This is a genomic window from Pseudomonas sp. G11 (assembly GCF_029457515.1).
GTDB classification, from domain to species: domain Bacteria; phylum Pseudomonadota; class Gammaproteobacteria; order Pseudomonadales; family Pseudomonadaceae; genus Aquipseudomonas; species Aquipseudomonas gorinensis.
In genome coordinates, this window is sequence record NZ_CP120377.1 from 4,814,566 (window position 1) to 4,840,432 (window position 25,867).

General features: G+C 58.5%; 26 protein-coding genes and 1 pseudogene. 13 read left to right on the forward strand and 14 right to left on the reverse strand.

Features of this window, described 5'->3' with window-relative positions; all coding sequences use genetic code 11:
• Nucleotides 1-97: 97 nt before the first annotated feature.
• The gene (locus P2T68_RS22065) at nucleotides 98-913 is read left to right on the forward strand and encodes an alpha/beta hydrolase (protein WP_277378276.1); all 816 of its coding nucleotides are present in this window, start codon (nucleotides 98-100) and stop codon (nucleotides 911-913) included.
• Nucleotides 903-2,072, forward strand: coding sequence for a PAS domain-containing sensor histidine kinase (locus P2T68_RS22070; RefSeq protein WP_277378277.1), 1,170 nt, complete (start codon nucleotides 903-905; stop codon nucleotides 2,070-2,072). Before P2T68_RS22065 ends, P2T68_RS22070 begins: the two co-directional genes overlap by 11 nt.
• A gap of 246 nt (nucleotides 2,073-2,318) precedes the next feature.
• On the opposite strand, the gene P2T68_RS22075 is transcribed toward P2T68_RS22070, so the two are convergent.
• Nucleotides 2,319-3,692: an IS1182 family transposase gene (locus P2T68_RS22075; RefSeq protein WP_042910153.1), complete on the reverse strand. Its 1,374-nt coding sequence runs from the start codon at nucleotides 3,690-3,692 to the stop codon at nucleotides 2,319-2,321.
• A 223-nt stretch (nucleotides 3,693-3,915) separates the two neighbouring features.
• Here P2T68_RS22075 and P2T68_RS22080 point away from each other — a divergent pair, with 223 nt between their 5' ends.
• Complete coding sequence (locus P2T68_RS22080; protein ID WP_032885277.1) at nucleotides 3,916-4,347, forward strand: VOC family protein; 432 nt, start codon at nucleotides 3,916-3,918, stop codon at nucleotides 4,345-4,347.
• Between the two features lie 295 nt (nucleotides 4,348-4,642).
• On the opposite strand, the gene P2T68_RS22085 is transcribed toward P2T68_RS22080, so the two are convergent.
• Both P2T68_RS22085 and P2T68_RS22090 read right to left on the reverse strand, forming a co-directional pair.
• Entirely contained in the window at nucleotides 4,643-5,359 is a 717-nt protein-coding gene (locus P2T68_RS22085; protein ID WP_069076405.1) for a hypothetical protein, read from the reverse strand.
• 392 nt (nucleotides 5,360-5,751) lie between these two features.
• Nucleotides 5,752-6,780 carry an IS30 family transposase gene (locus tag P2T68_RS22090; protein ID WP_019818564.1) on the reverse strand — a complete coding sequence of 343 codons (1,029 nt, stop codon included), beginning with the start codon at nucleotides 6,778-6,780 and terminating at the stop codon, nucleotides 5,752-5,754.
• Between the two features lie 28 nt (nucleotides 6,781-6,808).
• On the opposite strand from P2T68_RS22090, the gene P2T68_RS22095 reads away from it, so the two are divergent.
• Nucleotides 6,809-7,282: a hypothetical protein gene (locus tag P2T68_RS22095; protein WP_277378278.1), complete on the forward strand. Its 474-nt coding sequence runs from the start codon at nucleotides 6,809-6,811 to the stop codon at nucleotides 7,280-7,282.
• Between the two features lie 960 nt (nucleotides 7,283-8,242).
• Nucleotides 8,243-8,668 (forward strand): hypothetical protein, encoded by a 426-nt coding sequence (locus P2T68_RS22100; protein WP_277378279.1) that lies wholly within the window; start codon nucleotides 8,243-8,245, stop codon nucleotides 8,666-8,668.
• Nucleotides 8,669-8,858: 190 nt separating this feature from the next.
• On the opposite strand, the gene P2T68_RS22105 is transcribed toward P2T68_RS22100, so the two are convergent.
• The 4 genes from P2T68_RS22105 to P2T68_RS22120 form a co-directional block, all read right to left on the reverse strand.
• Nucleotides 8,859-9,251, reverse strand: coding sequence for a hypothetical protein (locus tag P2T68_RS22105; protein WP_168233542.1), 393 nt, complete (start codon nucleotides 9,249-9,251; stop codon nucleotides 8,859-8,861).
• 175 nt (nucleotides 9,252-9,426) lie between these two features.
• Nucleotides 9,427-10,077: a hypothetical protein gene (locus P2T68_RS22110; RefSeq protein ID WP_168233543.1), complete on the reverse strand. Its 651-nt coding sequence runs from the start codon at nucleotides 10,075-10,077 to the stop codon at nucleotides 9,427-9,429.
• A gap of 52 nt (nucleotides 10,078-10,129) precedes the next feature.
• Nucleotides 10,130-10,984, reverse strand: coding sequence for an MBL fold metallo-hydrolase (locus P2T68_RS22115; RefSeq protein ID WP_024074949.1), 855 nt, complete (start codon nucleotides 10,982-10,984; stop codon nucleotides 10,130-10,132).
• Nucleotides 10,981-11,490, reverse strand: coding sequence for a sugar ABC transporter (locus tag P2T68_RS22120; RefSeq protein WP_346772501.1), 510 nt, complete (start codon nucleotides 11,488-11,490; stop codon nucleotides 10,981-10,983). The genes P2T68_RS22115 and P2T68_RS22120 overlap by 4 nt, the downstream gene beginning before the upstream one ends.
• 126 nt (nucleotides 11,491-11,616) lie before the next feature.
• Here P2T68_RS22120 and P2T68_RS22125 point away from each other — a divergent pair, with 126 nt between their 5' ends.
• Complete coding sequence (locus P2T68_RS22125; RefSeq protein WP_024074947.1) at nucleotides 11,617-12,504, forward strand: LysR substrate-binding domain-containing protein; 888 nt, start codon at nucleotides 11,617-11,619, stop codon at nucleotides 12,502-12,504.
• A gap of 116 nt (nucleotides 12,505-12,620) precedes the next feature.
• Here the strand turns inward: P2T68_RS22125 and P2T68_RS22130 are convergent, their stop codons facing one another.
• From P2T68_RS22130 to P2T68_RS22140, 3 genes are all read right to left on the reverse strand, one after another.
• Complete coding sequence (locus P2T68_RS22130; RefSeq protein ID WP_069076411.1) at nucleotides 12,621-15,044, reverse strand: TonB-dependent siderophore receptor; 2,424 nt, start codon at nucleotides 15,042-15,044, stop codon at nucleotides 12,621-12,623.
• Nucleotides 15,045-15,142: 98 nt separating this feature from the next.
• Nucleotides 15,143-16,105, reverse strand: a complete 963-nt coding sequence (locus P2T68_RS22135; RefSeq protein ID WP_193690528.1) for a FecR domain-containing protein — start codon at nucleotides 16,103-16,105, stop codon at nucleotides 15,143-15,145.
• Nucleotides 16,102-16,608 (reverse strand): sigma-70 family RNA polymerase sigma factor, encoded by a 507-nt coding sequence (locus tag P2T68_RS22140; protein WP_024074944.1) that lies wholly within the window; start codon nucleotides 16,606-16,608, stop codon nucleotides 16,102-16,104. Before P2T68_RS22140 ends, P2T68_RS22135 begins: the two co-directional genes overlap by 4 nt.
• 417 nt (nucleotides 16,609-17,025) lie before the next feature.
• On the opposite strand from P2T68_RS22140, the gene P2T68_RS22145 reads away from it, so the two are divergent.
• The 3 genes from P2T68_RS22145 (at nucleotide 17,026) to P2T68_RS22155 (ending at nucleotide 18,855) form a co-directional block, all read left to right on the forward strand.
• Complete coding sequence (locus tag P2T68_RS22145) at nucleotides 17,026-17,172, forward strand: hypothetical protein (protein WP_024074943.1); 147 nt, start codon at nucleotides 17,026-17,028, stop codon at nucleotides 17,170-17,172.
• Nucleotides 17,173-17,384: 212 nt separating this feature from the next.
• On the forward strand, nucleotides 17,385-18,254 hold the full coding sequence (locus P2T68_RS22150) for an AraC family transcriptional regulator (protein WP_069076414.1): 870 nt from the start codon (nucleotides 17,385-17,387) through the stop codon (nucleotides 18,252-18,254).
• 109 nt (nucleotides 18,255-18,363) lie between these two features.
• Nucleotides 18,364-18,855: a GNAT family N-acetyltransferase gene (locus tag P2T68_RS22155; protein ID WP_069076415.1), complete on the forward strand. Its 492-nt coding sequence runs from the start codon at nucleotides 18,364-18,366 to the stop codon at nucleotides 18,853-18,855.
• A gap of 107 nt (nucleotides 18,856-18,962) precedes the next feature.
• Here the strand turns inward: P2T68_RS22155 and P2T68_RS22160 are convergent.
• Both P2T68_RS22160 and P2T68_RS22165 read right to left on the reverse strand, forming a co-directional pair.
• Nucleotides 18,963-19,130: pseudogene (locus P2T68_RS22160) on the reverse strand (GNAT family N-acetyltransferase); the annotation flags it as partial.
• Nucleotides 19,131-19,159: 29 nt separating this feature from the next.
• On the reverse strand, nucleotides 19,160-19,717 hold the full coding sequence (locus tag P2T68_RS22165; RefSeq protein ID WP_069076416.1) for a hypothetical protein: 558 nt from the start codon (nucleotides 19,715-19,717) through the stop codon (nucleotides 19,160-19,162).
• Nucleotides 19,718-19,869: 152 nt separating this feature from the next.
• On the opposite strand from P2T68_RS22165, the gene P2T68_RS22170 reads away from it, so the two are divergent.
• Nucleotides 19,870-20,763 carry an AraC family transcriptional regulator gene (locus P2T68_RS22170; protein WP_024074938.1) on the forward strand — a complete coding sequence of 298 codons (894 nt, stop codon included), beginning with the start codon at nucleotides 19,870-19,872 and terminating at the stop codon, nucleotides 20,761-20,763.
• On the opposite strand, the gene P2T68_RS22175 is transcribed toward P2T68_RS22170, so the two are convergent.
• Nucleotides 20,705-21,292, reverse strand: a complete 588-nt coding sequence (locus tag P2T68_RS22175; protein WP_024074937.1) for a LysE family translocator — start codon at nucleotides 21,290-21,292, stop codon at nucleotides 20,705-20,707. The two genes, P2T68_RS22170 and P2T68_RS22175, sit on opposite strands and share 59 nt — an antisense overlap.
• Nucleotides 21,293-21,483: 191 nt before the next feature.
• On the opposite strand from P2T68_RS22175, the gene P2T68_RS22180 reads away from it, so the two are divergent.
• Nucleotides 21,484-22,071 (forward strand): TetR/AcrR family transcriptional regulator, encoded by a 588-nt coding sequence (locus tag P2T68_RS22180; protein ID WP_240968895.1) that lies wholly within the window; start codon nucleotides 21,484-21,486, stop codon nucleotides 22,069-22,071.
• A 54-nt stretch (nucleotides 22,072-22,125) separates the two neighbouring features.
• Here P2T68_RS22180 and P2T68_RS22185 read toward each other — a convergent pair whose 3' ends face one another.
• On the reverse strand, nucleotides 22,126-22,830 hold the full coding sequence (locus P2T68_RS22185) for a FadR/GntR family transcriptional regulator (RefSeq protein ID WP_024074935.1): 705 nt from the start codon (nucleotides 22,828-22,830) through the stop codon (nucleotides 22,126-22,128).
• Between the two features lie 321 nt (nucleotides 22,831-23,151).
• Between P2T68_RS22185 and P2T68_RS22190 the strand changes: the two genes are divergently transcribed.
• Together P2T68_RS22190 and gudD are read left to right on the forward strand one after the other, a co-directional pair.
• Nucleotides 23,152-24,501 carry an MFS transporter gene (locus P2T68_RS22190; RefSeq protein WP_277378281.1) on the forward strand — a complete coding sequence of 450 codons (1,350 nt, stop codon included), beginning with the start codon at nucleotides 23,152-23,154 and terminating at the stop codon, nucleotides 24,499-24,501.
• Nucleotides 24,502-24,513: 12 nt separating this feature from the next.
• The gene (gudD, locus tag P2T68_RS22195; protein ID WP_069076418.1) at nucleotides 24,514-25,863 is read left to right on the forward strand and encodes a glucarate dehydratase; all 1,350 of its coding nucleotides are present in this window, start codon (nucleotides 24,514-24,516) and stop codon (nucleotides 25,861-25,863) included.
• Nucleotides 25,864-25,867: the final 4 nt, after the last annotated feature.

Genomic DNA, 25,867 nt, shown 5'->3' on the forward strand with positions numbered 1-25,867 from the left:
CCTCAGGAGTCATAAACCTATACCGCGTGACGCGATCCTTTCGACTATCTACACTGCCGCAGACATCAAAACCTTTGGCGCGACCGGGGCGGCACGCATGGACCTTCAACATCGCAACAACGTAAAAGTAATGGGCGATGGTCCTTCAACGCTGATCTTTTCCCATGGTTTCGGCTGCGATCAGTCCATGTGGCGTTATCTCGCCGAAGGTTTCACCGATCGCTTTACAGTTGTCCTGTATGACCTCGTCGGAGCGGGTGAGTCGGACCTCGAAGCCTATGATCGGGAAAAGTACAACTCACTGGCCGGGTACGCCCGGGACCTGAATGAAATCATCGACCATTACGCCCGTGGGCCGGTGATCGTTGTCGGCCATTCCGTCAGCAGCATGATCGGTACCCTGGCTGACCGCCAAGCGCCCGGAAGCATTGCTGCCCATATAAGGATCGGCCCTTCACCCTGCTATATCGACACCGACGACTATGTCGGTGGTTTCAAGCTGGAGGACATCCACTCGCTGCTCGACATACTCGACAGCAACTACCTTGGCTGGTCCAGCACCATGGCCCCGGTGATCATGGGCACACCAGGGCAACCGGCACTGAGCGAAGAGCTGATGAACAGTTTTTGCCGCACCGAGCCCGATATCGCCAAGCAATTTGCACGAGTGACGTTCATGTCCGACAACCGCCAGGACATCGTCGGGCTGGCGACACCCACGCTGATCCTGCAATCCACCGACGACCTGATCGCCCCCCTCGCCGTGGGTGACTACCTGCACGCTGTGCTGCCCAACAGTACGCTCTGCCTGGTGGCCAACGTCGGCCATTGCCCACACATGAGCTCGCCCAGTGCATGCTCCGAAGCTATGGAGAACTTCCTGTCACCCTGGATAGGCGAACATGTCAACTGACCAGCCGTTGCTACCCGATAATCAGATGCTGTTCGATGAAGCCCCCTGCGGGTTGGTGGTAACGAAGGAAGACGGCACGATTCTTCGCAGCAACCAGACGTTTAGCCATTCGATCGGCCTGGACGCCCAGGCACTCATCGGGCGGCGTTTTCAGGACCTGCTGACCATGGGCGGGCGCATCTTCCATCAAACGCATTGGTCGCCGCTGATGCAGATGCAAGGATCCGTCGCCGAAGTAAAACTCGATCTGGTTCACCATGACAAACACATCGTGACCATGTTGCTCAACGGCGTCCGACGCGAGCACGCCAGCGGTGCGTTTTATGAGCTGGCGCTCTTTGGCACCAAAGATCGCGACAAGTACGAGCGCGAGTTGCTCAACGCACGAAAAGTCGCCGAAGACCTGCTGCGCGAAAAAACCGCCGCCGAATCGGCCCTCAGGCAGGCCCAAGCCGAGCTTAAAAGCGCCTATGAAGAGGCACAGCTTCGCGCCTCGTTCGCCGAACAAATGGTGGCCATCGTCAGTCACGATCTGAAAAATCCGCTGACGGCTATCAAAATGGCCTCTGGCATCCTTGCCCGAGAAGAACGCACCACTCGAGAAAGCAAAATGCTGGGCCACATCAGCCAGTCGGTAAACCGTGCCGAACGCATGATTGCCGACCTGCTGGACCTGGCATTGGCCAGGGTTGGGCAAGGCATCACGCTTAGCCCTTCAACCGTGGATTTGCACGCCTTCGTTGGCGCCAGCGTCGATGAATTACGTATGACATTCCCCGAAGCCACGTTGGTGCATCAGACTGTGGGGACAGGCAACGCCTGTCTGGATGCGGACCGGGTGCAGCAAATCATTGGCAATCTGGTGGCTAACAGCGTGGCTTATGGTGATTTACAACAGCCGATCACGATCACTTCACGCGTTGAACAGGATCACGCCGTTGTATCGGTAAAAAACCAGGGGCCGGTTATTCCCGACTCGTTGATGGACGTTTTGTTTGAGCCAATGATTCGGGGTGCAAAGACCGACACCGATTCGCGCAGCGTGGGGCTTGGACTCTTTATCGTTCGAGAGATCGTCAGGGCGCATAACGGTGTCGTATCGGTGAATTCAACGCCAGAGAGTGGCACCACCTTTACCGCGACATTTCCGATGGTTTGATACAGCTCATCCGCCTCAATTTCTTCTCGTATCGCCGTTACCTTTAACGGGTGGTTTTCTGCACGTAGCGACGGGCAGAAAACGGCCGATTCTGTTGAAAAAGTCGGATTTTCAGTTCGCCTGAACTCAGGCACGGCTCCCCCCGGAGAACCTACTCACCACATTGAGTGGTTTCTCGGCCCTTCGTTGACCTTTGCTGCTCTGTTATTGGGTTAATTTGAGGTTTTTTGCTTCGTGCAGGCGCACCTATCCCGTGGCAGGTGGCCCTTGAGATGTGAGTTTGGCCAGTCGACGCAGGTTCTGTACCGCAGCCGCCAGCGTGAACTCATCGGTCGCGCCACTCATGCCACGTAGCCGCAAGCGATCCAATTTCAGGATGCGCTTGAGGTGGGCAAACAACATTTCGACCTTTTTACGTTCGTGGCGAGAGCGCTGATACGCCGGCGTTGCTGCAATGCGCCGAGCCACATCACGAGCGGCTTCATGGACGCTGCGAGCGATCTTGCGGAACGCCGTGTTCGGGCAGCACTTGGCTTTCATCGGACAGGAAACGCAGTCGGTCTGCCGGGATCGGAAGATGATGGTGTTGGCTTTGGTGACGTGCGAACGCTCATTCTTGAAGGCACGCCATTCGCTGCGCAAGGCATTGCCGGCTGGGCAGCGGTATTCCTCAGTCTCCTCATTCCAGTGGAAATCGTTGCTCGATAAACTGTCGTTCTTGCGCTCGGTTTTGTCCCATACCGGCACATGCGGCTCTATGTCTTTTTCCTCCACCATCCAGGCCAGCATCGGCGCGGTTCCGTAAGCGGTGTCGCCAATAAGGCGTTCCGGCTTGATGTCGAACTGCGCCTCGACCCGGTCGATCATGATCTTGGTGCTCTCGACCTCGGCCGTGCGATGAGCCGGTGTGGGTTCCACATCCACGATGACACCGTGCTCGGTATCGATCAGATAATTCGTGGAGTAAGCGTAGAACGCTGGGCCACCTGGAGCTGCGGTCCAGCGGGCTTGAGGATCAGTCAGCGATAGGCGCTTCGGTAGCGTTTCGGCCAGAGCCTCTTCATCGAGTGCCTCAAGATACTCACGCACGGCGCGGGTGCTCAGGGCCGGATCGCTCCAGTTGACCTGTTCATCGCCCGGTACACCGCGCTGCCGGCTGGCATCCGCTTTGATAATGCTGGCGTCCACGGCAAAGCCTTCGCCTTTGACCAACCCTGCATCCATGCAGCGACGCAGTACTTCATTGAACAACCAGCGGAACAGATCACTGTCCCGAAAACGGCCGTGTCGATTTTTGGAAAACGTCGAGTGATTGGGTACTTCATCTTCAAGGCTCAACCGGCAGAACCAGCGATACGCCAGGTTCAAATGGGCCTCTTCGCACAACCGCCGCTCGGAGCGGATGCCATAGCAGTAGCCCACGACCAGCATGCGGATCATCAGTTCAGGATCAATTGAAGGGCGCCCAATCGGGCTATAGAAATCAGCGAGGTAATGGCGCAGGTCGCTCAGATCGAGACACCGATCAATGCTGCGCAGAAGGTGATTGGCTGGGATGTGATCTTCAAGGTTGAAGGAGTAAAACAGTCGCTCCTGCCCACTCGATAACTGTCCCATCATGCTGTGTGATCCCCCTCCGGCCAATGAAGAGATTTTGCCGGAGGTCGGCCAGGGGAGCTACTTTTTCAACAGAATCGGCCAGAAGCTGCCACTCAAAGCGACTCGATAACTCCCACCCAAGCGTGCATCATCATGCTCACCACGATCCCGCCCTGGCAGCGAAGCCGTAGGTGCAGAACCTGCCCGCTCACAAAAACAAGCATTTTGAAATGGAAGTCATCTCATGTTCGAACGTAACAAACTGGTTCCGGAGTTAATGGTCACCAACCTGGATAGCAGCCTGGCTTTTTGGGTTTCTCTTCTGGGGTTCAAAGTAGCTTATCAACGTTCGGATGACGGATTTGCGTACCTTGATTTGAATGGTGCTCAAGTAATGCTTGAGCAGATTGATCCGGACGCGGGTCAATGGCTGACTGCGCCATTGACCAAACCGTTTGGAAGAGGCATCAACCTACAGATTGATGTTGAGGCTGTCGCACCCATCATCCAAAAACTTGTTCAGGCTGGATTTCCACTCTATCGAGAATGCAAAGACACCTGGTATCGGGCTGACAAAATAGAAGTAGGTCAGCGCGAATTCATCGTCCAGGATCCCGATGGTTATCTCGTAAGGTTGGTAGAGCGGTTGGGTGAGAGACCGGCTTGCTCAATCTGAACCTAAGCCAAGCCGACCGTCAGCTTTGGGTCTTTTTCAGCCGGTCGCGACAGGCAAAAATCGGCCAGGAGCAGACATTCGAGACAGGCTAGCTATGGGCTATTTTCGGAGTTTGTTGATGGGGCTGGGGGGCTCCCTTGTCTCATTCTCCAAGGTCCCTCTCTAGGAGCCCTCCAACGCCAGTCGTCGCTTCGGCGTAGCTAGGCTGGCTGATAACGCCCTTTTTTCAGCGCAAAAGGGCCAGCGTGAAAGTGGCTGCACAAACAGCGGCCATCCTATACCAGGCCCGGTCGGCTTATTGCCCAGCCTGGCTGACAGGGGTAACGCTGCGGGTGTGATAATCGCCCGACGAGTCCTGGATGCAGTAATTCGGGGACATCGGTTTTTCCTCGCCGGCTTTCAACTCAACCACCTCATTGCGGCACGTTGTCTGGAATGTTTGCGACTGGAATGCCTGCCGGACTTCATAGTCGGCGCCTGCGCGTGGCACGAAACTGACGGGTGCTGATGAGCAACTGGACCCGGATGTGACGAACGCCACAAACACGATCAGCGGCTGCCCGGCCGGGACCACACGTTCATCGAAGTACCTGCGCGTCTCATCGATCTTCGCGCTGACCGGGGAGGCCGGCATGCCGATGACATTGTTCTGGTAGTCGGAAGGCCACATGCCGAAGATATCCATGCTCTGACCGCTGGGCTCGATACGCGAAGGATTCCATCCTTGCGGCCGCTCGCGGGCGGCCAGCGCTTTTCTGTAAGTGTCGTTGAAATACTGTTCGCAACTTTGGCCGGATACGAAACCTGCGTATGCCCCTTGCCCGCTGATCAGGCGGATGCGCGCCGTACTGGCGGGGTCGTACTTGGCCATCTCGGCCGGGTTCTGGACATCGGTTTTCTTGAAGGTGCAGCCGCCGACAGCCAACGGCACGATGAGCAACAGCCCCAGGCGTGCGATGACAGTGCCCAAGCCGGTATGAATTGATGAGCGCTTGCTGGCGTCCTGCTTCATTATTTTCTCCCTGTTAGTGGCGCAACCTTGGTGATGGCGGGGTTTGGGCAGGCGTTTGCTTTCAAAGTTCGCGGGTTCGCATTGGATTGGGGCAAAGAAAGCATGGCGGCGGCCCTCTCTCTCCCGAAGTGTCGCGCGTACAGTCTACCCTGTTATGCTGATTCAGCAATCCGGCGTATAGATAAGATGCTATACGGCATTAAGTGACAGGAATGTCGGCTAATTGATAGTTAGGGAAAACTGAGTATGCGTCGCTTAATAGCCAATGGGTTTGTGTTTTTCAGCACTGCGATACTCTGTTCCGGCTGCACATCTTATTCGTCCCAGCCGACAATCAACGAACCCGCTGAACCCGAAACACAAGGCGGTTGCAGAAGCTGAGTGCAACACGGTTATTGATTTGAAGCTGGAGCATGATGCCGCATAGCCATGGCTTCCTGCATCACCTCGCCCATGACTTCGATCGGGCACTTGAAATCGAAGCGTTTACGGGGGCGCATATTCAGCTCCAAGGCGATGGCATTCAATTGCTCTTGACTGTGTACCGACAAGTCAGTCCCCTTGGGCAGGTACTGGCGGATCAGGCCGTTGATGTTTTCGTTGCTACCGCGCTGCCAGGGGCTGTGCGGGTCGCAGAAGTAAATAGCGACCCCTGTCTGCTGGGTGATTTCAGCATGCCGCGCCATCTCCCGGCCCTGGTCGTAGGTCATGCTCTTGCGCATCGCCAGCGGCATGCTGTTGAGCGCTGCACTGAAGCCCTCCATCGCCGAGGTCGCCGTTGCGTCGTTCATCTTCATCAGCATCAGGTAGCCACTGGTGCGCTCCACCAACGTGCCTACCGACGAGGCGTTGGCCTTACCCTTGATCAGGTCGCCCTCCCAATGCCCCGGCATCAGCCGGTCTTCGATCTCTGGCGGGCGAACATGAATGCTGACCATCTCAGGGATCTGGCCGCGCCGATCCACGCCACCAGAGCGCGGCCGGCGCGTCGTCTTGCCTTGGCGCAGGCAGACGATCAGCTCCTTGCGCAACTCGCCGACCGGCAAGGCATAGATCGCGTTATAGATCGTCTCACGACAGACGTAGGCATCTCTGAGGTTGGGTATGGTCATGCTGCGCAGCTTGCCGGCAATCTGCTCGGGAGACAAACGCTTACGCAGCATGTGGGCCACCAGTTCGAAGCGCTCGCTGCCCGGCACAAGCTTGCGCTTGGGGCGACAAACCTGGCGCCGAATGTTCATCTGTTGCTGGGCGCAGCGGGCCGAGTAAGCACCACTACTGCCTCGATTGCGCTTCAGCTCTCGGCTGATGGTCGAGGGCGACCTGTCAATCAGGCGAGCAATGCCGCGCAGGCTGAAGCCTTGAGCTTGACTGAGTTGAATGATGGCGCGCTCTTCGACGCTGAGTTCGGAATAGGACATAGGGGCAGCACCGTACCGGAAAGGTCAGGTGTTGCACTCAGTTTTCGCGGCCGCCCAAGAAATCATCTCCAGCTTCAGTTACGCAATAAACTCCCCATGGAAAGACAGTCGCTTCGGCAAGGACGCATACTCAGCGACACTCAAAGTTATTCCCGATGCACAGGATACGGGCCCCAGCCTTGCCGCCCCGACCCTGCCGGAATTAGAAATAAAGATCTCGGAGTTCTCATCTGGCGGCGCTTGCGGACAAGATTACTTGGCGGGCCTGAGTCTGGGTTTGATCCCCAGTTGGTGTACGCGGACAAACCTTTTCAAGTTCAATTTTATATTGAATAAGGATCAGCGCTTTTGCAGGCAGAAAACCTACTCGATAAACGCCACGTCGTTTTCACATCTCACGATGATTCCGTTTGCACTATTCAATACGGACAATCAGCCATTGACGCTCTATCAGGCGGCGCTTAAAGATTTTCTTCGGATAGGTCAATGTGCGACGCGTTGAGATGCATGTTAACAGGCTTTGTTTTGCGGCTACGAGGGACTCATTCCAGGCGTTGGGACGTTCAAAATTTATCTCTGGTGAGCGGCAGCGTTTGGCCGATCTCTGCCTGTCGCAAGGGCCGTAATAGAGAGCGGGTGCCCAGACATTCAAACCATACGAGTAGATAATCGACTGCTACTTCAGCCATTTCCAGTGCGTATGAACAACGAATCTTCCCAACGCGAATCTACCGGCAGTGCAGCATATAACCTTGCGCAGGCCCACGGTGCCCGGCCCATGTCCGTTGATGGTTATCATCAAACGGTAGAACTGTGCGGTCGCGTCGCCTGCGGCTGGCTGTTCCGCTACAGGATCATTTGCAGCCTGGACATCCCAGCGCATGACCAAGAGTCATTCGCTGGCGCTGTAGGTTGCTTGGTTGCTGACGACGGAGAGATATGTGATCTCTCAGGTCCGATGTTCATGGACATGCTTCATATGCTGGCATAGCTCGCGGAACCACCTTGACCGAACTCTGACGTTCACTATGTATGGGTGGGAGTCGACCCAGAGCTGCCGGTGGCGACAGGCAGTCATCGGCCGATTCTGTTGAAAAAGTCGGCTTTTTCAGAACACAGCAGGATGGGCCCGTGAAAGCGCCTCTTCAGCACGTTTCTACGTGAAATCTCAGCCTGAAAGCTCTGCGGACATTCAAGATTTCAAACTCCGACGCGTACTTTGATGCCTCAAAAACTGCCGCCGACTTTTTCAACAGAATCGGCCAAAAGCAGTCACTCCGAATGCCTACGAAGTCAGGGGCGATTCAGGTGCCGCCGAAACATAAAAACTGTATGCCCGATAGTCACATCCCCCATGGAACCTTCCCAAAAAATGATGTCAATTTGATAGCTCGTTACAACAACAAGATCATCTTGGATCAGTCAGCGTCAGGCTATTTCCTGACACCTTATGGAGAGAGTGATGAGAGCTATCATTGCGATGTTATTGATGTTGAGTACCTACGCCCATGCTGGTTGCGGCAACATCAATGACAGCGATCAACGCGCTTATTGCGAAGCCAGAACCAATGGCCAAAGCTGCGGCAATATTCGCGACAACGACCTTCGGGCCAGTTGCTCGGCGGAAATGAACGGTCAAAGCTGCGGCAACATCCGTGACAGCGATCTACGCGCTTATTGCGAGGCCAAAACCAATGGCCAAAGCTGCGGCAATATTCGCGACAACGACCTTCGGGCCAGTTGCTCGGCGGAAATGAACGGTCAAAGCTGCGGCAACATCCGTGATAGCGATCAACGCGCTTATTGCGAGGCCAAAACCAATGGCCAAAGCTGCGGCAACATTAAAGACAGCAACTTGCGTAACGAGTGTGATGCCATAAAGCGTTGATCTCCGAGTCACGCGGGACCAGCCGCTCTTCATCGACGCTGGACCCGCGCACTTGAACTCGTTAGTTGTTAAAGCGCCTGACGATTTCTTATCCTCGTGGCCACCTCTGCCCAATCGATACCGAAGTTCAGATGTACCTCACCACCTGTACGCCTTGGGTCCAGGTTGTGTGAAAACGGGCTGGATGCAGTTAACTGAACGCTATGCAAACAGATTCCATCTCTACCAACGCATTTTCACAAGCACCTACGAGATCTCGCACGCAGTAAAGTCTCCATCCCTTACCCGATCCCCACTTGGCAGCGACTGTTTCAAGCAGAAACTCTTCCTCCTGCGTTGGCCGAGCCCAATCATCGTGCCCGATCTCAGCGATCAGTTGCGCTTGGTAGCCCCGTAAAAATGGAAGCAAGCTTTTCGCTTGTTCGACATCTATGAGGACAAAGTCTGCTGTATCGAGTTGCTGTTTAACATTCTCGACCAGTTCGTAAGCCTGCAATGGGAGTGCATCTAACACTGCCTCCAAGGCTGATCCCGATTTGTCGGCACTTTGGAACGTACCGCAAATGATGTTCCCTCCCGCCATATCCTTTTCCCTGTCGTGACTTCGAAGCCTAGATTAGGCATCTCGCGATAAAGTTTCTATCGTCAATGCCTTTGGCCGAAAGCGTTTCCGGAGGATAAAAATTGGGGTCACACCACGATTTTTAAGTGTATGTAAGTGTGGTCTGCCCCCTGATTCACTGAGGGGACGGGACGTTTCAATCTTTTCTTACCTGTTTGAGCCAGTTCCAGAAAGGGTCACTGGATTCATGCGCGTCCATGCTTGTTGTGCTTGGGATGAGATCTGATGCGCGTGCTGGGACGCTGAGGCCAAGCGTGTGTTCCACGTAGTCACGCAATGCCTTGGGTGGTGCTGGGTAGTCATCATCTGTGTATTGCTGCTCCCGCAGCTCGGCGGGCGTTCTCGTAAACTCCTCTGGCCAGCAGTGCTCGTTGTAACCGATAGCCAGTAAGCGAATCAGGTCTTCCGTACCATTGGTCAAGACGCAGAGCATGTCTGATCCCGAGCCCGAGCCAAGATGGACGATTCGCTGCTGATCGTGGTCGTCCAGCCACAACCCTGCCCACGATCCATCGCCCCCCGTCCTGAGGAATATTGAGAGCCGCTCGTTTACTCTGGGATCTTCGCAGGCCGTCCATCGAGCAGTATCGGCAGAGTCCGGAACGTGAAAGGCGGTGATAGCGCTGTTGTTGTATTCAGGTTCGGGATGCAAGGTCATGTAGCGGCCCCCGGTCCTATAGTGACGGACGCAGCCGAGTGCTTCCAGAAACTCCATGGTCTGTCGCAATACCGGAGGTACCGGATTCCTTGCCGGGAAGGCGGCTACCAATTCGTCGATGAAGTTCATGTCTTTCCTAATCATTGTCTTTAACGAGCATCGTAAATGAAGCAGGATTGGCTCACGTTTCGTAAGCAATGACGTAGCGGTTACCGCAGCGCTTGATATGAGCAAAGCCAAGCGAGCCCAAGTGCATGCCAGCAACCATCAAGTTGTCTGAACTGGCAACATCCAGCACTCTCGTTCGCGTGGCCGCCGATAGCAGCGGGTCCTGGTCGAATGCAATCGTGACATCGGGGCGGGCAATCTGAATCTGAGGAAAGTGAACGATATCGCCCCACACCAGCAGGTTCCCCACCCCCGACTCGAAGCAGTATCCGCAGTGCCCGACGGTATGCCCAGGCAACGGCATCGCGCTGATGCCTGGCAATACGTCATTGACGGTGAACGGGCGCAGATTTTTCCGGTACCGCTCGAACACCCTTCGTGCAAACAGGAAGTTACCACGGGCGCGTTCACTGGCCTGGCCAAGATGGCCATCGTCCTCCCAGAACATTAGCTCTCGCTCGTGCACAACCAACTCAGCATTGACGAACGCCATCTCTCCCACTGCGTTCAACAAGCCACCGATGTGGTCGGGGTGCGCGTGGGTCAGCAGAATCGTGTCTATTTCGCCGGGCTTCACGCCAGCCACTGCAAGATTGGCCAGTAACTCGCCGCCCCATTGTTTGAAGCCTCCGGCCCCGGCGTCGATCAGAATCGTACGACCACGCCCACGCACCAGATAACAATTGATATGGATTGAGGCTGGATTGCTGATCCCGGCGGCTAACTGAAGCCGGGCCGCTTCCGTAGGTGTGATGTTGGCTAGAAAATCCAGGCTGGCACCCAGGTAGCCGTCGCTGATGGCTGTGATTGAATAATCGCCAATTTGCTGGCTGGGGAGTCTCCCACGAGGTAGGTCCACGTGACTCATGGCTGTAACTGCGCAGTTATTGCACGATAGACATTCAGTCCCGGCAGATCGATGGCCCTGGCCTGAGCGCAATCCAGTTTGGCCAGCCAGCGGTGTGCAGGGGTACCGTCCAAAGCAACGGCGTGTAGCGCTATAGGTGTAAGGCCTGACTCAATCAATACTTGAGGACCTTGTTCACTGACCAACAGGAATTCGTCCGCGCCCACGGCAACTGCCCGGTCCAGGCCGGCGTAGAGGTTGCGCCTCCAATCAGTGATGTGCGACTGCCAACGGGAAAAGTTGCCGCCCCCTTTTTGGCGGTACTCATCGCTCTGCAATACGGCCAGCGTGTCGACTGAATGCAGGGCCAAGTAGGCCGGACAATCGCCGCTCAAGGCTTTGAATCGCTGTGAGGAGCTAAAACCACTCACCGAGATCAACGCGGGCAGTTTTTCCAGGCTGTAAAACGCATTCCACTCGGCTTCGCTGGCGGGATCGGCGTAGTTGCATTCGACTGTGTAAATCATCATGGCACTTCATTGATTGATGTTTCATCATGCTAGCGGCACGCCAATCAGCCATAAAACGACTTTTCGGCACCCATCAGTGACTAAACATCAAGGTCGGTGCTTTGACTTGAACCAGGAAAGCCCATGCGTCGAAAGCTCCCGAGTAACGCTGCCTTGATAGCCTTTGAAACAGCAGCTCGCCATGGCAGTTTTGCCCGTGCCGCAAACGAGTTGGCCCTGACCGAAGGTGCCATCAGTCGGCAGATAGGCCGCCTGGAAGCCTTTCTCGGCGTCACCCTATTCGAGCGCGTTGGCAACCGCGTACGGCTCTTACCTAATGGTGAGCGCTACGCTGCCCAAGTGCGCGAACTCCTCGACCGACTCGACAGGGACAGCCAGTACTTGATGGGACAGCCCAGCGACGGCGCAAGCCTTGATATCGCCGTCAGCCCAACGTTTGCCCTGCGCTGGCTAATTCCCAGGCTGTCTGGCTTTTGCGCGCAACACCCGAATATCTGCGTGCACCTGTCGGAACGCATGGAGCCATTCGTACTTGCCGGGAGTGGCTTTGATGCCGCCATCCATTTTGAGCATCCAGCCTGGACAGGCATGCACACGCATCGCCTGTTGAACGAAGTATTAATTCCGGTTTGTCACCCTGCTCTCCTGAATCCCGGTGAGCAGGCAACGGCTCTGGATTCACTGCCGCGATTACACCGACGACAGAACCCGGATGCGTGGCAGCGCTATGCCCAGGAAACCGGGATTGTCCTGAGCAACCCAGCGATGGGCGCGCGCTACGATTTGCACGCGATGTTGATCGAGGCTGCACTGGCGGGACTCGGCGTGGCACTCGTACCGCGCCTGTACGTGGAAGCAGAGTTGGCGCAAGGCCGGCTGGTTGCACCATGGCCCCAGGAGAAGAACATCGCCAAGACGTTTTGCCTCGTGTTACCCGACCCCCTTGAGCTAAGCCGCGCTCCCATCCAGGCCTTTGCGCATTGGCTGTTGGAGCAAGCGCAGGTGAAATAGAGGCATACACATATCGAGTTCGAAAGCGGTCTTGTCTGGCGACTGCGCTTGCTTGCCGATCCGGTCGCCAAGGTGACGATTACCAATCGATAACTTTCGCAAGCAAGCGCAAGGCCTTACCAGTTGTAGCTCAACGACCCGGTCACATTTCGGCGATACCCGTATTTGCAGCTGTCGCCGGTGTAGCCACACTGAGAAACATAGGTTTCGTCGGTCAGGTTGGACGCATTGAGTGCGAGCTTCGCCCCTGCATAGGATGAAGACAGCTTGCCCAGATCGTAGCTTAGGCTGGCGTCAAACAGCGTGTAGTGAGGAATGCCTTCGCTGTTTTGCGAGTCGATATAGCTGGGGCCGACATAGCGTACCCCTCCTCCTATCGCCAAGCCCGATAGCGCACCACTCTGAACGGTGTATTGCGACCACAGCGAGGCCAGTTGTTCAGGGGTATTGCCAGGTTGATTGCCTTTTTCATCGGCCGTATTGCTGCGGGTAATTTCAAGGTGTGAATAGCTGTAGTTGGCCATCAACTCCAGAGCATCGGACAACTGCGCCTTGCTTTCCAGTTCGATACCACGCGACTGGATTTCTCCGGTCGCCACCGAGAAACGATTGTTGGCGGGATCGGCAGTCAGCACGTTTTGCCGCGTCAGGTCGAACAGCGAGACGGTCACATAGCTGTCACTCCCCTTGGGCTGGAATTTGATCCCGACTTCGTACTGGCGACCGGTTTCGGGTTCGAAGGCACTGCCGTCACGCGCCACCGCCGTGATGTTAGGGAAAAACGACTCGGAATAGCTCGCATAGGGCGCCACGCCGTTGTCTGCCAGGTACATCACCCCGGTCCGCCACGTGAAGGCGTGATCGCGCTGCTTGAGGTCTGCCGCCGTATCGGTGGCGTAATGGATCGTTTTCGAGCGTGCCCAGTCTTGACGACCACCGAGATTGAAGACCCAGTGGTCGTCAAATTTGAGCTGTTCCGAGAGATACACACCCACCTGGTCAAGCTGGCGACGCTGGTTGATGTCGTAGAAGGCGTCCAGGTCGCTGTAGTCCTGGTGATAGACCGGCGCATAGATATCCAGTGGATCAACCACGTTGCCGCCCCCCAACTGGTTGGTGCTGGCGTGCTGCAAATCGATCCCGACCAAGGTTGTATGTTCGAAACGGCCGACGTTCCACTGGGCTTGGAAGTGGTTATCGAGCAGCGCATTCTTCACCTCTTCGTGGCCCAGATAACCGAAGCGGCCCACTGTGCGCTGGTCGTCATCCAGGCCATATTGGTAAATCGTGCGCTGTTCCTGATAGGAACGGCTGTAACGGGCGTTTTGGCGGAATGTCCAGATATCATTGAGGTGATGCTCAAACTGATACCCCAGTGACCACTGTTCTACGTCATATTTGTCGAAGTCAGGGTCGCCGACAAAACGATCCGTGGCGATCCGTCCGTAACGCGAGCTGTCGAGGGTGCCTACCCGTGGCAAGGCGTAGTAGCCCAACACATTGCGGTCTTTTTGAAATGACGCCAGAACCGTCAGCGAGGTGTCTTCCGAGGGCCGCCAACTGATTGCCGGGGCGATGAATTGACGGTCATCACGGGCGTAGTCGATTTGCGTACCGCTCTCTCGCCACAGCCCGGTGAGGCGATAACTCAAGACGCCATCATCGCTAAGCGGCCCGCCGAAGTCCGCCGCCAATTGCTTGCGATCAAAACTGCCTGCCTGCACCACCAGTTCATGAAGCGGCTCATCGGTGGGACGCTTGCTGATCACGTTGACCATGCCGCCCGGTGAGCTTTGACCGTAGAGCACCGACGATGGCCCGCGCAGGACTTCCACTCGCTCCAGTCCATAGACTTCACCCACGGCACGGCTCTGGTTGGCAAAGCTGTACTGGCGCAGGCCATCACGATAGATACCCCCGCCAGTCGTCGCGTCAAAGCCACGAATACTGATCGTGTCGCGCCGGGTATCGACGCCGTTGGCTTCACCATTGACCCCCGCCGTGTAGCGCAGCACCTGCCCGATGCTTTGTGGCTGCTGAGCATCGATCTGCTTACGGGTGACCACACTGATCGATTGAGGCGTTTCCATGATCGACGTATCGGTCTTGTTGGCACTCATGGTTCGGCTGGCGACCAGGCCATCGTTGCGGCCCAGCGAGGTGTCGTACGCAGTGCCACTGATTGCGGTCGGCGCCAACTCCAGCACGTCGCTGCTGCTCGGTACCAGCAGCAGGCTACCGTCATCCTGGCGCTGATAGGTCAGCCCCGAGCCGAGCAAGAGCTGCGTCAAGCCGGCCTCAGTACTGAAATCGCCTTGCAGCCCCTGGGTATTCTTACCAGCCGTCAGCGTTGAGCTGCCCGCCATGGTGATCCCCGCCTGTGCGCCAAACCGTGACAGCGCGGCATCCAGGGGGCCTGCGTCGATGCTGTAATGCTGCGAACTACCGGCGGCAAAGACAGGAAGGCTGCAAAGCGGTTGCACGCTGAGCAACAACAGTCCAAGCGTACGGGCACGCAGGGCGCGGGAAGGTGAAGTCATACGGGGCTCCTAAGGGGTTAAGACCCACCTCTGGCGGGTGGGTGATCCCTATAGGCCAAGCGAGTTTGAAAAAACTATCGCGCAGCGGAAAAAATAATTCAGGCGGGTACGATCGAAACCCAATACCGGGTCATGCGCTCGATACGCACCGGCAGCGTGCGAGCGACCAGCGTCAATGCTGCATCGGTGTCATCCAGCGAAAAACTGCCGGTGAGGCGTAACCCTGACACCTGCTCATGGCAACGTAAAACACCGGGACGGTAACGCGAGAGTTCCGCCACCAGGGCATCCAGGCGCAGGCGATCCGCCGGCAGCACTCCGCGCAACCAAGCCTGGGAGACCAGTAGATCGGCGCGGTTTGGCACGCCAATCCCGAAGCGGTCCACGCGTGCCTGCCATCCAGCCTCGAACGAGGATGGCGCTTGTTGGCCTCGTGAGTGCACCTGCACCTGGCCTTCCAGTACCGTCACCTGCGTGCCCTGCCGATCATGGCGCACCTGCAAATACGCGTCGCGACTCTGCAGGATCGCGTCCGGTGTGATCAGTTGCAGCGAGCGCGACTCTGCCCGAACACGCAAGGCCAACTCACCCTCGATCATCTGGATGCGCCGCACTTGGTCAGTAAAATCCAGGTTCACGGCGCTGGCCGTGTTCAGCCACAGCGAGCTGCCATCAACCAGGGTCCACTGGTGACGCTCGCCCGTTCCTGTGCGGTAGTTCGCCAGTGCAGCGCGCACCGGCGTGGAGCCCGCGCCTTGCCAGGCAACCCCGCCAACCGCACCCAGGATCAACAGGCGCTTGAGTACCTGCCGACGTTTCTGCATGTCCGGCCCGGCCGATTCCAGTGCCCTACGCGCGGTGGCATCGCGCAAAAGATGTGCGCCAGGCTGCTGCAACAACGGCAAGCTGGCGACACGTTGCCAGGCATGTTCATGCTCATCGCTCGCCTCGCGCCAACACCGCAATGCCTCCAGATCAGGCGCATTCATCAGCCCGGACTGCATCCTGACAAGCCAATCAATGGCGGTATCGCGCACCTGCGGACTAATGTCGGACCTCATTCGAAACGGCTCGCATAGCAAACGCTGAAGGCTTTTCCCATGGCCCTTTGCACTTGAGCCACGGTCAGCCCCAACTGCGCAGCGATCTGTGGATACGTCAGGCCGTCGAGCTGAGACATGAAGAAAACCTGTCGTATGCGCGCAGGCAGGCCAATCAGCAACGAGTCGAGTTGCAACAAGGTTTCGATCACCAGATAGCGGGCTTCGGGTGACGATTCCACCCCTTCGGGTCGAGCAGCCAACGCTTCAAGATAAGCCCGCTCAATCTCCTGGCGGCGCCAGCGATTGATCAGCAGTCCATTGGCAATTGCTGCGAGAAACGCCATGGGCTGGCGCAACTCGCGCACCTGCTGAGGCGCGCGCAGCACGCGGATGAACGTGTCGTGGGCCAGGTCCTCGGCATCGGCACTCTGCCCCAATCGCCGGTTCAGCCAGCCCTGCAGCCAGCCGTGATGATTCTCGTACAACTGTTCGACGGACGATATTGGGCTGGCATCCTGCATGTGCGGCTCGCGAGGCGTGAATGATAACGCTTCTCATCTTATTGGTCCGGCGGAGGGTTGTACAGCGTTTACACATGTTTCGCGGTGGAATTCTCCGCCAATCAAACTACGACCCAGTGACCTTGCGGTGCGTGTGGGCAGGAAATTCCGTGTCGTTTCGCTGACTCCCCAGCCTCAACACCACCGCGGGCGGCTCGAAACTGTCCAGTTCGAATTGATCAACCGGGGCCCCGCCTCAGTTGTCCGAATTTGATTATATCTTGGCAGCATACTCAATATCGGCAAGCCCCAGCAGTCCCTACCATCCTCATCAAGGCCATTGCCGACGGCGAGACTCAACCGATCATGCGGCGCTGGCTGGACGGGAAACGCGGATATCCGCACCCGTTTCAGTTCAAACAACCAGGGTGAGATGAAATGAAGCAACTTCTTATTTGGGCGCTTTTCGGCACGATCGTGTCGACTCCACTGGCCGCGCAGGCATCGGATGGGGCAGATGCGCTGGTGCGCTGGCATGAGCAATTCAAGCAAGAGCAAAAAAAGCTCACTGAGCGCCAGGAGTGATCATGGCTCCGGTTCCAAGCCGGCAGTTCTCAGCCATCCGGCTTGATCTATGTGCCGGGAGCTGTCGTTCAGGCGGCAACTATATGGCCATGGCCGGCACCGCGCACGTCGGTGAGTCCGCTGGTCTATACACTTGAGCAAGTACGGCTAGGCGCAGGCATGTGGGTATAGTCGATCCTATCGTCCAGCGCACATCCCGGAGTTTCCAACCCGTGTCTGACTTGCCAGGCAACGCCGCCTACACAAAACGCTTCGACGCCGTACTCGCCTATATCGACGCGAATCTTGAAGGCGACTTGTCGGTGAAGACGCTGAGCCAAGTGGCGTATTTTTCGGCGTTTCACTTCCATCGGCAGTTCACCGCGTTTGTGGGCATGCCTGTTGCGCGCTATGTGCAGCTGATGCGTCTACGACGCGCGGCGCATGACTTGTCTTCCCGCGCTGACTATTCGGTGCTGGAGGCCGCATCGGGGGCGGGCTTTGAAAGCCCAGAAGCCTTTTCCAGGGCGTTCAGGCGAGCGTTCGGCATGGCGCCGAGCGCATTCAGAAAGCGGCCGAATTGGCAGGTCTGGCGTGGGGTGTTCAGCGTCCCTCATTTTTCCAGGAGCATCATCATGCAGGTACGAATAGTTGAGTTTCATTCCGTCAGGGTTGCTGCATTAGAGCACCTCGGCGACCCAGAGCGCGTGGATGAAAGCGTGCAGTCATTCATCGCCTGGCGCATGCAGAGCGGGCAATCGCCGGTAGCTTCCAGTCGCAGCTTCGGTATTCCTTTCGGCAATCCTGATACCACCCCGGCCGATGAGTTCCGGTTTGCCATTTGCGGCGAGATCCACGCGCCGCTGGCAGCAAATGCGTTCGGCGTCACTGAACGCGTCATCCCGGGTGGCCGCTGTGTGGTGGTGCGTCATGTGGGTTCGCCGGATCACATCGCAGAGTCGATCTATCCGATCTATCGTGACTGGCTCCCTGGCAGCGGCGAAGAGCTTCGAGACCAGCCGTTGTTTTTCGAGTACCTGAGCATCTTCCCCGAAACACCGCAGGATCAATGGCAGACCGATATTTATGTGCCATTGCAATAGCAGCGCTTTACCGCCGGTAGAGTGAAGAATGCCCATCCAAGGCCGCGATGGCGGTGTTATTGGTGCACCGCTATGATGTGGCCTTTCGCTAAACGCCTCAGGAAAGACCATGCCCGCCCTCACCTTCCGCAACGCCCTGCCCGCCGACGCCGCCCGTTGCTTTGATATCGAAATCAGCGCCTATGAGGGCGACGAAGCCGCGACGCTGGAGAAGATCGCCACGCGTATTGCGCAATACCCGCAAGGTTTTTTGATCCTGGAGGCCGCTGGCGAGGTGGTGGGTTTTATCAATTGTGGCTGCGCCCATCAGGTGGTGATGTCGGACGAGGCGTTCAAGGAGCTGGTGGGCCATTCGCCCGAAGCGCCGAATGTGGTGATCATGTCGGTGGTGGTCGACCCGGCGCATCAGGGCAAGGGCTATTCCACGCTGCTGATGACCGAATTTGTGCAACGTATGCGGGCCATGGGCAAGCAGACCATTCACCTGATGTGCAAGGAGCGCCATGTGTCGTTGTACACGCGCATGGGCTACCGCTATGTGCAACCTTCGCCCTCGGATCACGGCGGGATGGCGTGGCATGAGATGGTGATGGCTTTTTAATGGAGCCCCGTGAAACCAATCCCGTTTGCAGCCTCCAGCCAGGCACCACGAGTTGACTCGGAATGCCTTGATGTCCAGGACTCGGATTAGCAGCCGGGTGTTTCTGTCTAAAGCGCTGTGATCGTCAGGGCTTTACCGAACAACCGGTTCTCATGGGTTTCGCCCTGGAAGGTATACGTCGGCGAACCGAGCAGCTCGTACCCGCGCCGAGGGTAGACCCCCAGCGCCCGCTCATTACCCACCCACACCGTCGCCCACACTAACGTCGCGCCCCCCAGCCGCCCAAGGCTGGGTAGTAAGGTTTTTACGGGTTAGAGATTAACGTCCCCGTACCGGCAGGCGGGTAGATGATTTCCTGGGTATCCAGGTTCCGGATGCTGGAATAGGTGTGGTACTGGGTACTGTAGTTGGGCCCGACCCCCTGGGTGCTTGCACTCAGGCGGTAGGTCACCACATAACGCTGCCCGGCCTTGAACTCCACGTCGTCGGCGCCTTCATTACAGAACGCACCGCCAGTGCCCAGGGCATTCATCGACACGTTGCACCAGCGCAGCGAATGTTTGCCAGGGCTGAGCTTCAGCGCCTGTTCGCCGGTCACGTTGAGGATCGAGTGACGGCCAGCGCCGGGCAAGGGCACACCATCGACTTCGAACGCCAAGGCCAGGCGGTGAAATGGCACGCCCAGTTCACGTTCGCGCCAGGTATCGAAGTACACCAGCGCGGGGTTGGGGGCGCCGTTGGACAGGTCGACGGGGTGGAGTTTTTCCGGGGCCCAGTCGCCCTGGTAGTTTTTGTAGTGGTAGTCGGAGCAGGCGCCGAGCAGTGGCAAGGTCAATACGGCGGCAAGTTTCAGCAGTTTCATCGGGTAACGGTCCTTGTGGGCGATGAGATCCTATCGACAGCACTTTTGTTTTCTTGAATAACCATCGCGCCCAAACACTGACAACCATGGCGGTGCCTCGCCGGGCTGTGTAATCATCGCCTCTCGATCTCTCGAGGGATGGAGCCACCGCCATGTCGCTGAACACCACCACCCACCCGGCGCAAGCACCGCGCTTCTGGCGTGACGAGCGTCTGCCGTTCATCGAAGCGCGGACCATTGCCGACGGGCGCAAGGTCACCTACACCCGCCACTCCCACGAGCATTTTTCCATCGGTGCGATCACCACCGGGCGCAGCTATTACCACTATGGCGCGCAGACCTTCCAGATCAGCGCCGGCACCGTGGTATTGATGAACCCCGGCGATGTGCACGCGTGCAACCCGATCCATGACCAGCCCTGGTCGTATCACATGCTCTACCTCGACACCCCGTGGCTGACCGACCTGCAATACCAACTGGGGTTCAGTACCGACCAGGGGTATCGCCCGTTCAGTGCGCCGCACACCCGCGACCCGGTGCTGTACAAGGGCCTGATCGAGCTGTACCAGGTGCTGCTGGATGAGCAGGCCGAATTGCTGCACAAACAGAGCGTGCTGGTGAGTTACTTCACGGAAGTGCAACAGCGCCTGAACCCTTCGCCGGCCCCCGTGCGGGAGGTCAACCACAAGCTGGAGCGTGCCGCCGAGTACATCCGCACGCACTGCACCGAGGCCTTGAAACTGGAAGACATCTGCCTGGCCGCCGAGCTGTCGCCGTCTTATCTGATCCGCGCGTTCAAGCAGTATTACGGGCTGACGCCCCATGCCTTCCTGGTGAACCGGCGCATCCAGTTTGCCCGTACCCAATTGCGCAAGGGTGAGTTGATCGCCGATGTGGCCTTGGCTGCCGGCTTTGCCGACCAGGCGCATTTCCAGCGCACCTTCAAACAGCATTTCGCGGCCACGCCCGGGCAGTACCGCGACTTGCTCAAGCCATCAGCAAATAACCCACACTGGCCACCAGCAACGCGGCCATTGAGCGGTTGAACAGGCGCACGCCGTGCGGGTTGCCGAGGTAGCGGCGCAAGAACGTACCGGCATAGGCCCAGCACGCTACCGACAGGTAGCAGATCACCAGGTAGAGCCCGGCAAACAACCACACTTGCCGGGCGTCGCCATCGGCGACAAACAAGCCCATCCCCGCCACGCAGGCCAGCCAGGCTTTCGGGTTGAGCCACTGCATGATCGCGCCATAGAGCATTGAGGGCGCAGTGGCCGAGCCGTCGGCGTCCAGCCGGCCATCGTCCACCGCCAGCTTCCACGCCATGTACAACAGGAAGGCCACCCCGCCCCACTGGATCAACTGAGTCAGGATCGGCCAGCGCACCAGGACTTCATGCAGCCCCAGGCCGATCAGCACCAGTAGCAACGTAAAACCTGTGGCGGCGCCGAACACGTGTTTCTGGCTGGCGGCAAACCCGAAGCGCGCGCCTGAACTGAGCGCAACCACATTGACCGGGCCCGGGGTGATGGAGGTAGCCAGAGCGAAGGCCGCCATGGAAATGATCAAGCTCATTGCAGTTCCTTTTTGTCATGCCAAGCGAAGATGACTTCACGGTAAAGGGCCAGGCCAACGCGGTATTGAACAAAATGACCCTGGCGCCTCAAATGCACCCCGGTTGGGCTTCCTTGACGGTAAATAGACCCTGTACCCTGTCGCCGCGCCCCCACTGTGCGCCGACCGATCCCAGCCACGTCAGGATGCCAATGCCAAACCCGATTCCTCGCCGGCGCGATGCCGCCGTCACCCGCGACGCCATTTTGCTGTCTGCGCGCAAGGTGTTCGCCCGCTCGGGCTATGACGCCGCTACCGTGCACGACATCGCCGTCGGCGCGGGCCTGACCACGGCGCTGGTCGACCGCTACTTCAGTTCCAAGGAGCAGTTGTTCGCCGACGTTATCGCCGACACCCTGGCCCGCCCGCTTATTCCCGCCGACGGCCATCTGCGTGCGGACAACCTCGGGCGCACCCTGGCGACGGCACTGGTGAGCATCAGCGACGACAGCAGCGCGTCGCTGGAAGGTTGGCTGCTCCTGCTGCATTCGGCGTCGAGCCCACGCGTAGCGGCGATTGGCCGCGCGCAGCTGGAAAACAGTCAACAGCCGAGCATGGCCGCGACGCTCAAGGGCGCGCACGCGCAAGAACGCGCGGCGCTGGCGATGGCGCTGGTGGCGGGCTTTCAGGTGATGCGCCAGCAACTGGCGTTGTCGGCACTGGTCAAGGCTGACCCGCAGGTGTTGATTGACTTGCTGACACCGCTCTTTCAGCAGTTGGTAGGCGCACCCTCGACGTGACGGACCTGCGGCCATTCAACTGGAGTGAGCATGGGGACCGGGCTGCACACTGGCTTACTCGCCGGTCATGCGCGCCAGGCTGTTGCTCAAATGCAGCAGCATCGCCGCGCGTGCCGCGTCAGGGTCCTGGCGGCGGATGGCGTTGAGGATCGCCTCATGTTCCAGGTTGGCCAACTGCCCCAGCTTCATCAAGTCCGCATCGCCGCGCTCCTGGGCATTGATGCGCGCACGCGGAATCACTGAATTGCCCAGGTGCTGGATCACGTCGGTGAAGTACGTGTTGCCGGTGGCCTGGGCGATCAATTGGTGAAAACGCACATCGGGCTCGACGCTGCTGCTGTCCTGGTTGCCGAGTGAGTCCTGGTAATCGTCGAGGGCCTGGCGCATCTGCTGCAATTGCGCGTCGCTGCGGCGCAAGGCGGCCAGGGCGGCGGCCTGGGTTTCCAGGCCCATGCGCAATTCGAGGATGCCGCGCACGCTGACGGCGGTGTCATGGGTCAGGTGCAGGCCCTGGCGCTCGTCGCGCGCCAGCACAAATGTGCCCACGCCATGCCGGGTTTCCACCAGCCCGGCCGCCTGCAGTTTCGACAATGCCTCGCGCACGACCGTGCGGCTGACGCCGTACTCGCCGACGATGGCGGATTCGGAGGGCAACCTCTCGCCCGGCAGCATTTGGCCAAGGAGGATGCGCTGGGTCAGCGCGGTGACGATGTCATGGGCCAGGCCCTGGGAGCGCTTGCGAGGGGGGTTGTTGAGCATCGATCATTCCATGCATGGGACTCGGCCAATACTAACACCCTCGATCGCCACCAACTTGTATGACAACAAACAAACTTATCCTTTGCGATGCTGCGTTTTTTTACCGGACCGACTTACCTGCGGGGAAAGTCCCGCAGCGCATACCTCCCGCAATATCGATGTTATTCGAGGGAAACCGGCTTCCACACAGCGTGCAGACAGCTGAAATTTACGTTGCCACACTGAAAATTCAAGTTGTATGATGTCTATCAAGTTGTCAGACCTCTCCGACAACCCCTGAACCCATCCCCGCACAACAATAATCAGTGGGAGTTCTACCTCGTGACCCCTTCCAGCCCTGCGACAGCTGCGCCTGCCCTCGACCCCGTCCTGGCCCGCGCGATCAAGAAAGTGAAGAGCCATGTGCTCCCACTGTTCGTGATCATGTTCATCGTCAACTACATCGATCGCGTCAATATCGGCTTCGTGCGCACCCACATGGAACACGACCTGGGCATCGGCGCGGCCGCCTATGGTTTCGGTGCCGGCTTGTTCTTTATCGGCTATGCCTTGTTCGAAGTCCCCTCCAACCTGCTGCTGCAAAAAGTCGGCGCGCGTATCTGGCTGACCCGCATCATGTTCACCTGGGGCATCACCGCAACCCTGATGGCCTTTATCCAGAACGAAACCCACTTCTACATCCTGCGTTTTCTGCTGGGGGTGGCCGAGGCCGGGTTCTTTCCGGGAGTGATCTACTACTTCACCCGCTGGTTGCCTGGGGTGGAGCGCGGCAAGGCGATTGCGATCTTCCTCAGCGGCTCGGCCCTGGCTTCGCTGATCTCCGGCCCGCTGTCCGGGGTGCTGCTGCAAATCACCGGGCTGGGCCTGCATGGCTGGCAATGGATGTACATCATCGAAGGCATGGCCTCGGTGCTGCTGTGCTTTTTCGTGTGGTTCTGGCTCGACTCCAAGCCCCACGACGCCAAGTGGCTCAGCCGTGAGGAACAGGACGCACTGGTGGGCGAAATCGAGCGCGAACAACGCGAGCGTGACGCCGCCACCACGGTCAAGCCGAGCCTGGGCAAGCTGCTCAAGGACCGCCAGATCATGCTGTTCTGCGCGCTGTATTTCTGCATCCAGCTGACCATCTACGCCGCCACCTTCTGGCTGCCGAGCATCATCAAGAAAATGGGCGACCTGAGTGATATCCAGGTGGGCTTCTACAACTCCATCCCCTGGCTGATCTCGATCATCGCCATGTACTCATTCGCGGCGCTGGCCGGCAAGTACAAGCACCAGCAGGCGTGGGTGGCCACGGCGCTGTTGATTGCAGCGGCGGGCATGTTTTTCTCCACCACCGGCGGACCGATCTTTGCGTTTGTCGCCATCTGTTTTGCGGCGATTGGCTTCAAGTCGGCGTCGTCACTGTTCTGGCCGATCCCCCAGGGTTACCTGGATGCACGCATCGCGGCGGCAGTGATTGCGTTGATCAACTCGATTGGCAACCTTGGCGGGTTTGTCGCGCCCACGACCTTCGGTTTCCTGGAACAGACCACCGGGTCGATCCAGGGCGGTTTATATGGGCTGGCCGGCACCTCGATCCTCGCCGCGATCCTGGTGTTTTTCGCCAAGACCCTACCCGCCGCCCACACCCCCAGCGTGCCGCACCCTGCCCCCGTCTTGAGCAAATAAGGAAGCGTTTTCATGAACACAGAACATCAGCACCACGCCCGCCACGCTCCGGTCGTCACCCACCTGGACGTGATCCCGGTGGCCGGCCATGACAGCATGCTGCTCAACCTCAGCGGCGCCCATGGGCCGTTTTTCACGCGCAACATCGTGATCCTCAAGGACAGCGCCGGGCATATCGGCGTGGGCGAAGTACCGGGGGGCGAACGCATCCGCGAAACCCTGGAAGACGCGCGCAGCCTGGTGATCGGCAAGCCGATCGGCCAGTACCAGGCCATCCTCAATGCCATGCGCCGCACCTTTGCCGCCCGCGACAGCGGTGGGCGCGGCCTGCAAACCTTTGACCTGCGCATCACCATCCATGCCGTCACCGCCATGGAAGCCGCACTGCTCGACCTGCTCGGCCAGTTCCTCGAAGTGCCGGTAGCGGCGTTGCTGGGCGAAGGCCAGCAACGCGATGCAGTGAAGATGCTCGGCTACCTGTTCTACATCGGCGACCGCCACCAGACCGACCTGGCCTACCGCAGCGAAGCCGACGCGGACGACTGGTTCCGCCTGCGTCACGAACCGGCCATGACCCCGGATGCCATCGTGCGCCTGGCCGAAGCCGCCCAGGCCCAGTACGGCTTCAACGACTTCAAGCTCAAGGGCGGCGTGCTGCGTGGCGCCGAAGAAATCGAAGCGGTCACCGCGCTGGCCGAGCGCTTCCCCGACGCACGCATCACCCTCGACCCGAATGGCGCCTGGTCCCTCAAGGAAGCCATCGCCCTGTGCCGCGACCAGCATCACGTGCTGGCCTATGCCGAAGACCCCTGCGGCGCGGAAAACGGCTACTCGGGGCGCGAAGTCATGGCCGAATTCCGCCGCGCCACCGGCCTGCCGACCGCCACCAATATGATCGCCACCGACTGGCGCGAGATGGGCCACGCGATCCAGCTGCAATCGGTGGACATCCCCCTCGCCGACCCGCACTTCTGGACGATGCAAGGCTCGGTGCGCGTGGCGCAGATGTGCCATGAATGGGGCCTGACCTGGGGCTCGCACTCCAACAATCACTTCGATATTTCCCTGGCGATGTTCACCCAGGTGGCCGCCGCCGCACCGGGCGATATCACCGCGATCGACACCCACTGGATCTGGCAGGACGGCCAACGACTGACCAAGGCGCCGCTACAGATTGTCGACGGCCATATCCAGGTGCCCGCCAAGCCGGGCCTGGGGGTGGAGATCGACATGGACGCCGTGGCCCACGCCCACGAACGCTACAAGGGCATGGGCCTGGGCGCGCGCAATGACAGCGTCGCCATGCAGTTCCTGATTCCCGGCTGGAGCTTCGATAACAAACGCCCCTGCCTGGTGCGCTGAGCCG

Bases quoted from the DNA above. Each gene is read 5' to 3' on its own strand.
- P2T68_RS22130 (WP_069076411.1), bottom strand. From the start codon at position 15,044: ATGACTTCACCTTCCCGCGCCCTGCGTGCCCGTACGCTTGGACTGTTG.
- P2T68_RS22135 (WP_193690528.1), bottom strand. From the start codon at position 16,105: ATGAGGTCCGACATTAGTCCGCAGGTGCGCGATACCGCCATTGATTGG.
- gudD (WP_069076418.1), top strand. From the start codon at position 24,514: ATGAACACAGAACATCAGCACCACGCCCGCCACGCTCCGGTCGTCACC.
- P2T68_RS22180 (WP_240968895.1), top strand. From the start codon at position 21,484: ATGCCAAACCCGATTCCTCGCCGGCGCGATGCCGCCGTCACCCGCGAC.
- P2T68_RS22090 (WP_019818564.1), bottom strand. From the start codon at position 6,780: ATGTCCTATTCCGAACTCAGCGTCGAAGAGCGCGCCATCATTCAACTC.
- P2T68_RS22140 (WP_024074944.1), bottom strand. From the start codon at position 16,608: ATGCAGGATGCCAGCCCAATATCGTCCGTCGAACAGTTGTACGAGAAT.
- P2T68_RS22115 (WP_024074949.1), bottom strand. From the start codon at position 10,984: ATGAGTCACGTGGACCTACCTCGTGGGAGACTCCCCAGCCAGCAAATT.
- P2T68_RS22145 (WP_024074943.1), top strand. From the start codon at position 17,026: ATGAAGCAACTTCTTATTTGGGCGCTTTTCGGCACGATCGTGTCGACT.
- P2T68_RS22110 (WP_168233543.1), bottom strand. From the start codon at position 10,077: ATGAACTTCATCGACGAATTGGTAGCCGCCTTCCCGGCAAGGAATCCG.
- P2T68_RS22070 (WP_277378277.1), top strand. From the start codon at position 903: ATGTCAACTGACCAGCCGTTGCTACCCGATAATCAGATGCTGTTCGAT.
- P2T68_RS22085 (WP_069076405.1), bottom strand. From the start codon at position 5,359: ATGAAGCAGGACGCCAGCAAGCGCTCATCAATTCATACCGGCTTGGGC.
- P2T68_RS22100 (WP_277378279.1), top strand. From the start codon at position 8,243: ATGAGAGCTATCATTGCGATGTTATTGATGTTGAGTACCTACGCCCAT.
- P2T68_RS22170 (WP_024074938.1), top strand. From the start codon at position 19,870: ATGTCGCTGAACACCACCACCCACCCGGCGCAAGCACCGCGCTTCTGG.
- P2T68_RS22120 (WP_346772501.1), bottom strand. From the start codon at position 11,490: ATGATTTACACAGTCGAATGCAACTACGCCGATCCCGCCAGCGAAGCC.
- P2T68_RS22065 (WP_277378276.1), top strand. From the start codon at position 98: ATGGACCTTCAACATCGCAACAACGTAAAAGTAATGGGCGATGGTCCT.
- P2T68_RS22165 (WP_069076416.1), bottom strand. From the start codon at position 19,717: ATGAAACTGCTGAAACTTGCCGCCGTATTGACCTTGCCACTGCTCGGC.
- P2T68_RS22175 (WP_024074937.1), bottom strand. From the start codon at position 21,292: ATGAGCTTGATCATTTCCATGGCGGCCTTCGCTCTGGCTACCTCCATC.
- P2T68_RS22185 (WP_024074935.1), bottom strand. From the start codon at position 22,830: ATGCTCAACAACCCCCCTCGCAAGCGCTCCCAGGGCCTGGCCCATGAC.
- P2T68_RS22080 (WP_032885277.1), top strand. From the start codon at position 3,916: ATGTTCGAACGTAACAAACTGGTTCCGGAGTTAATGGTCACCAACCTG.
- P2T68_RS22075 (WP_042910153.1), bottom strand. From the start codon at position 3,692: ATGATGGGACAGTTATCGAGTGGGCAGGAGCGACTGTTTTACTCCTTC.
- P2T68_RS22105 (WP_168233542.1), bottom strand. From the start codon at position 9,251: ATGGCGGGAGGGAACATCATTTGCGGTACGTTCCAAAGTGCCGACAAA.
- P2T68_RS22125 (WP_024074947.1), top strand. From the start codon at position 11,617: ATGCGTCGAAAGCTCCCGAGTAACGCTGCCTTGATAGCCTTTGAAACA.
- P2T68_RS22155 (WP_069076415.1), top strand. From the start codon at position 18,364: ATGCCCGCCCTCACCTTCCGCAACGCCCTGCCCGCCGACGCCGCCCGT.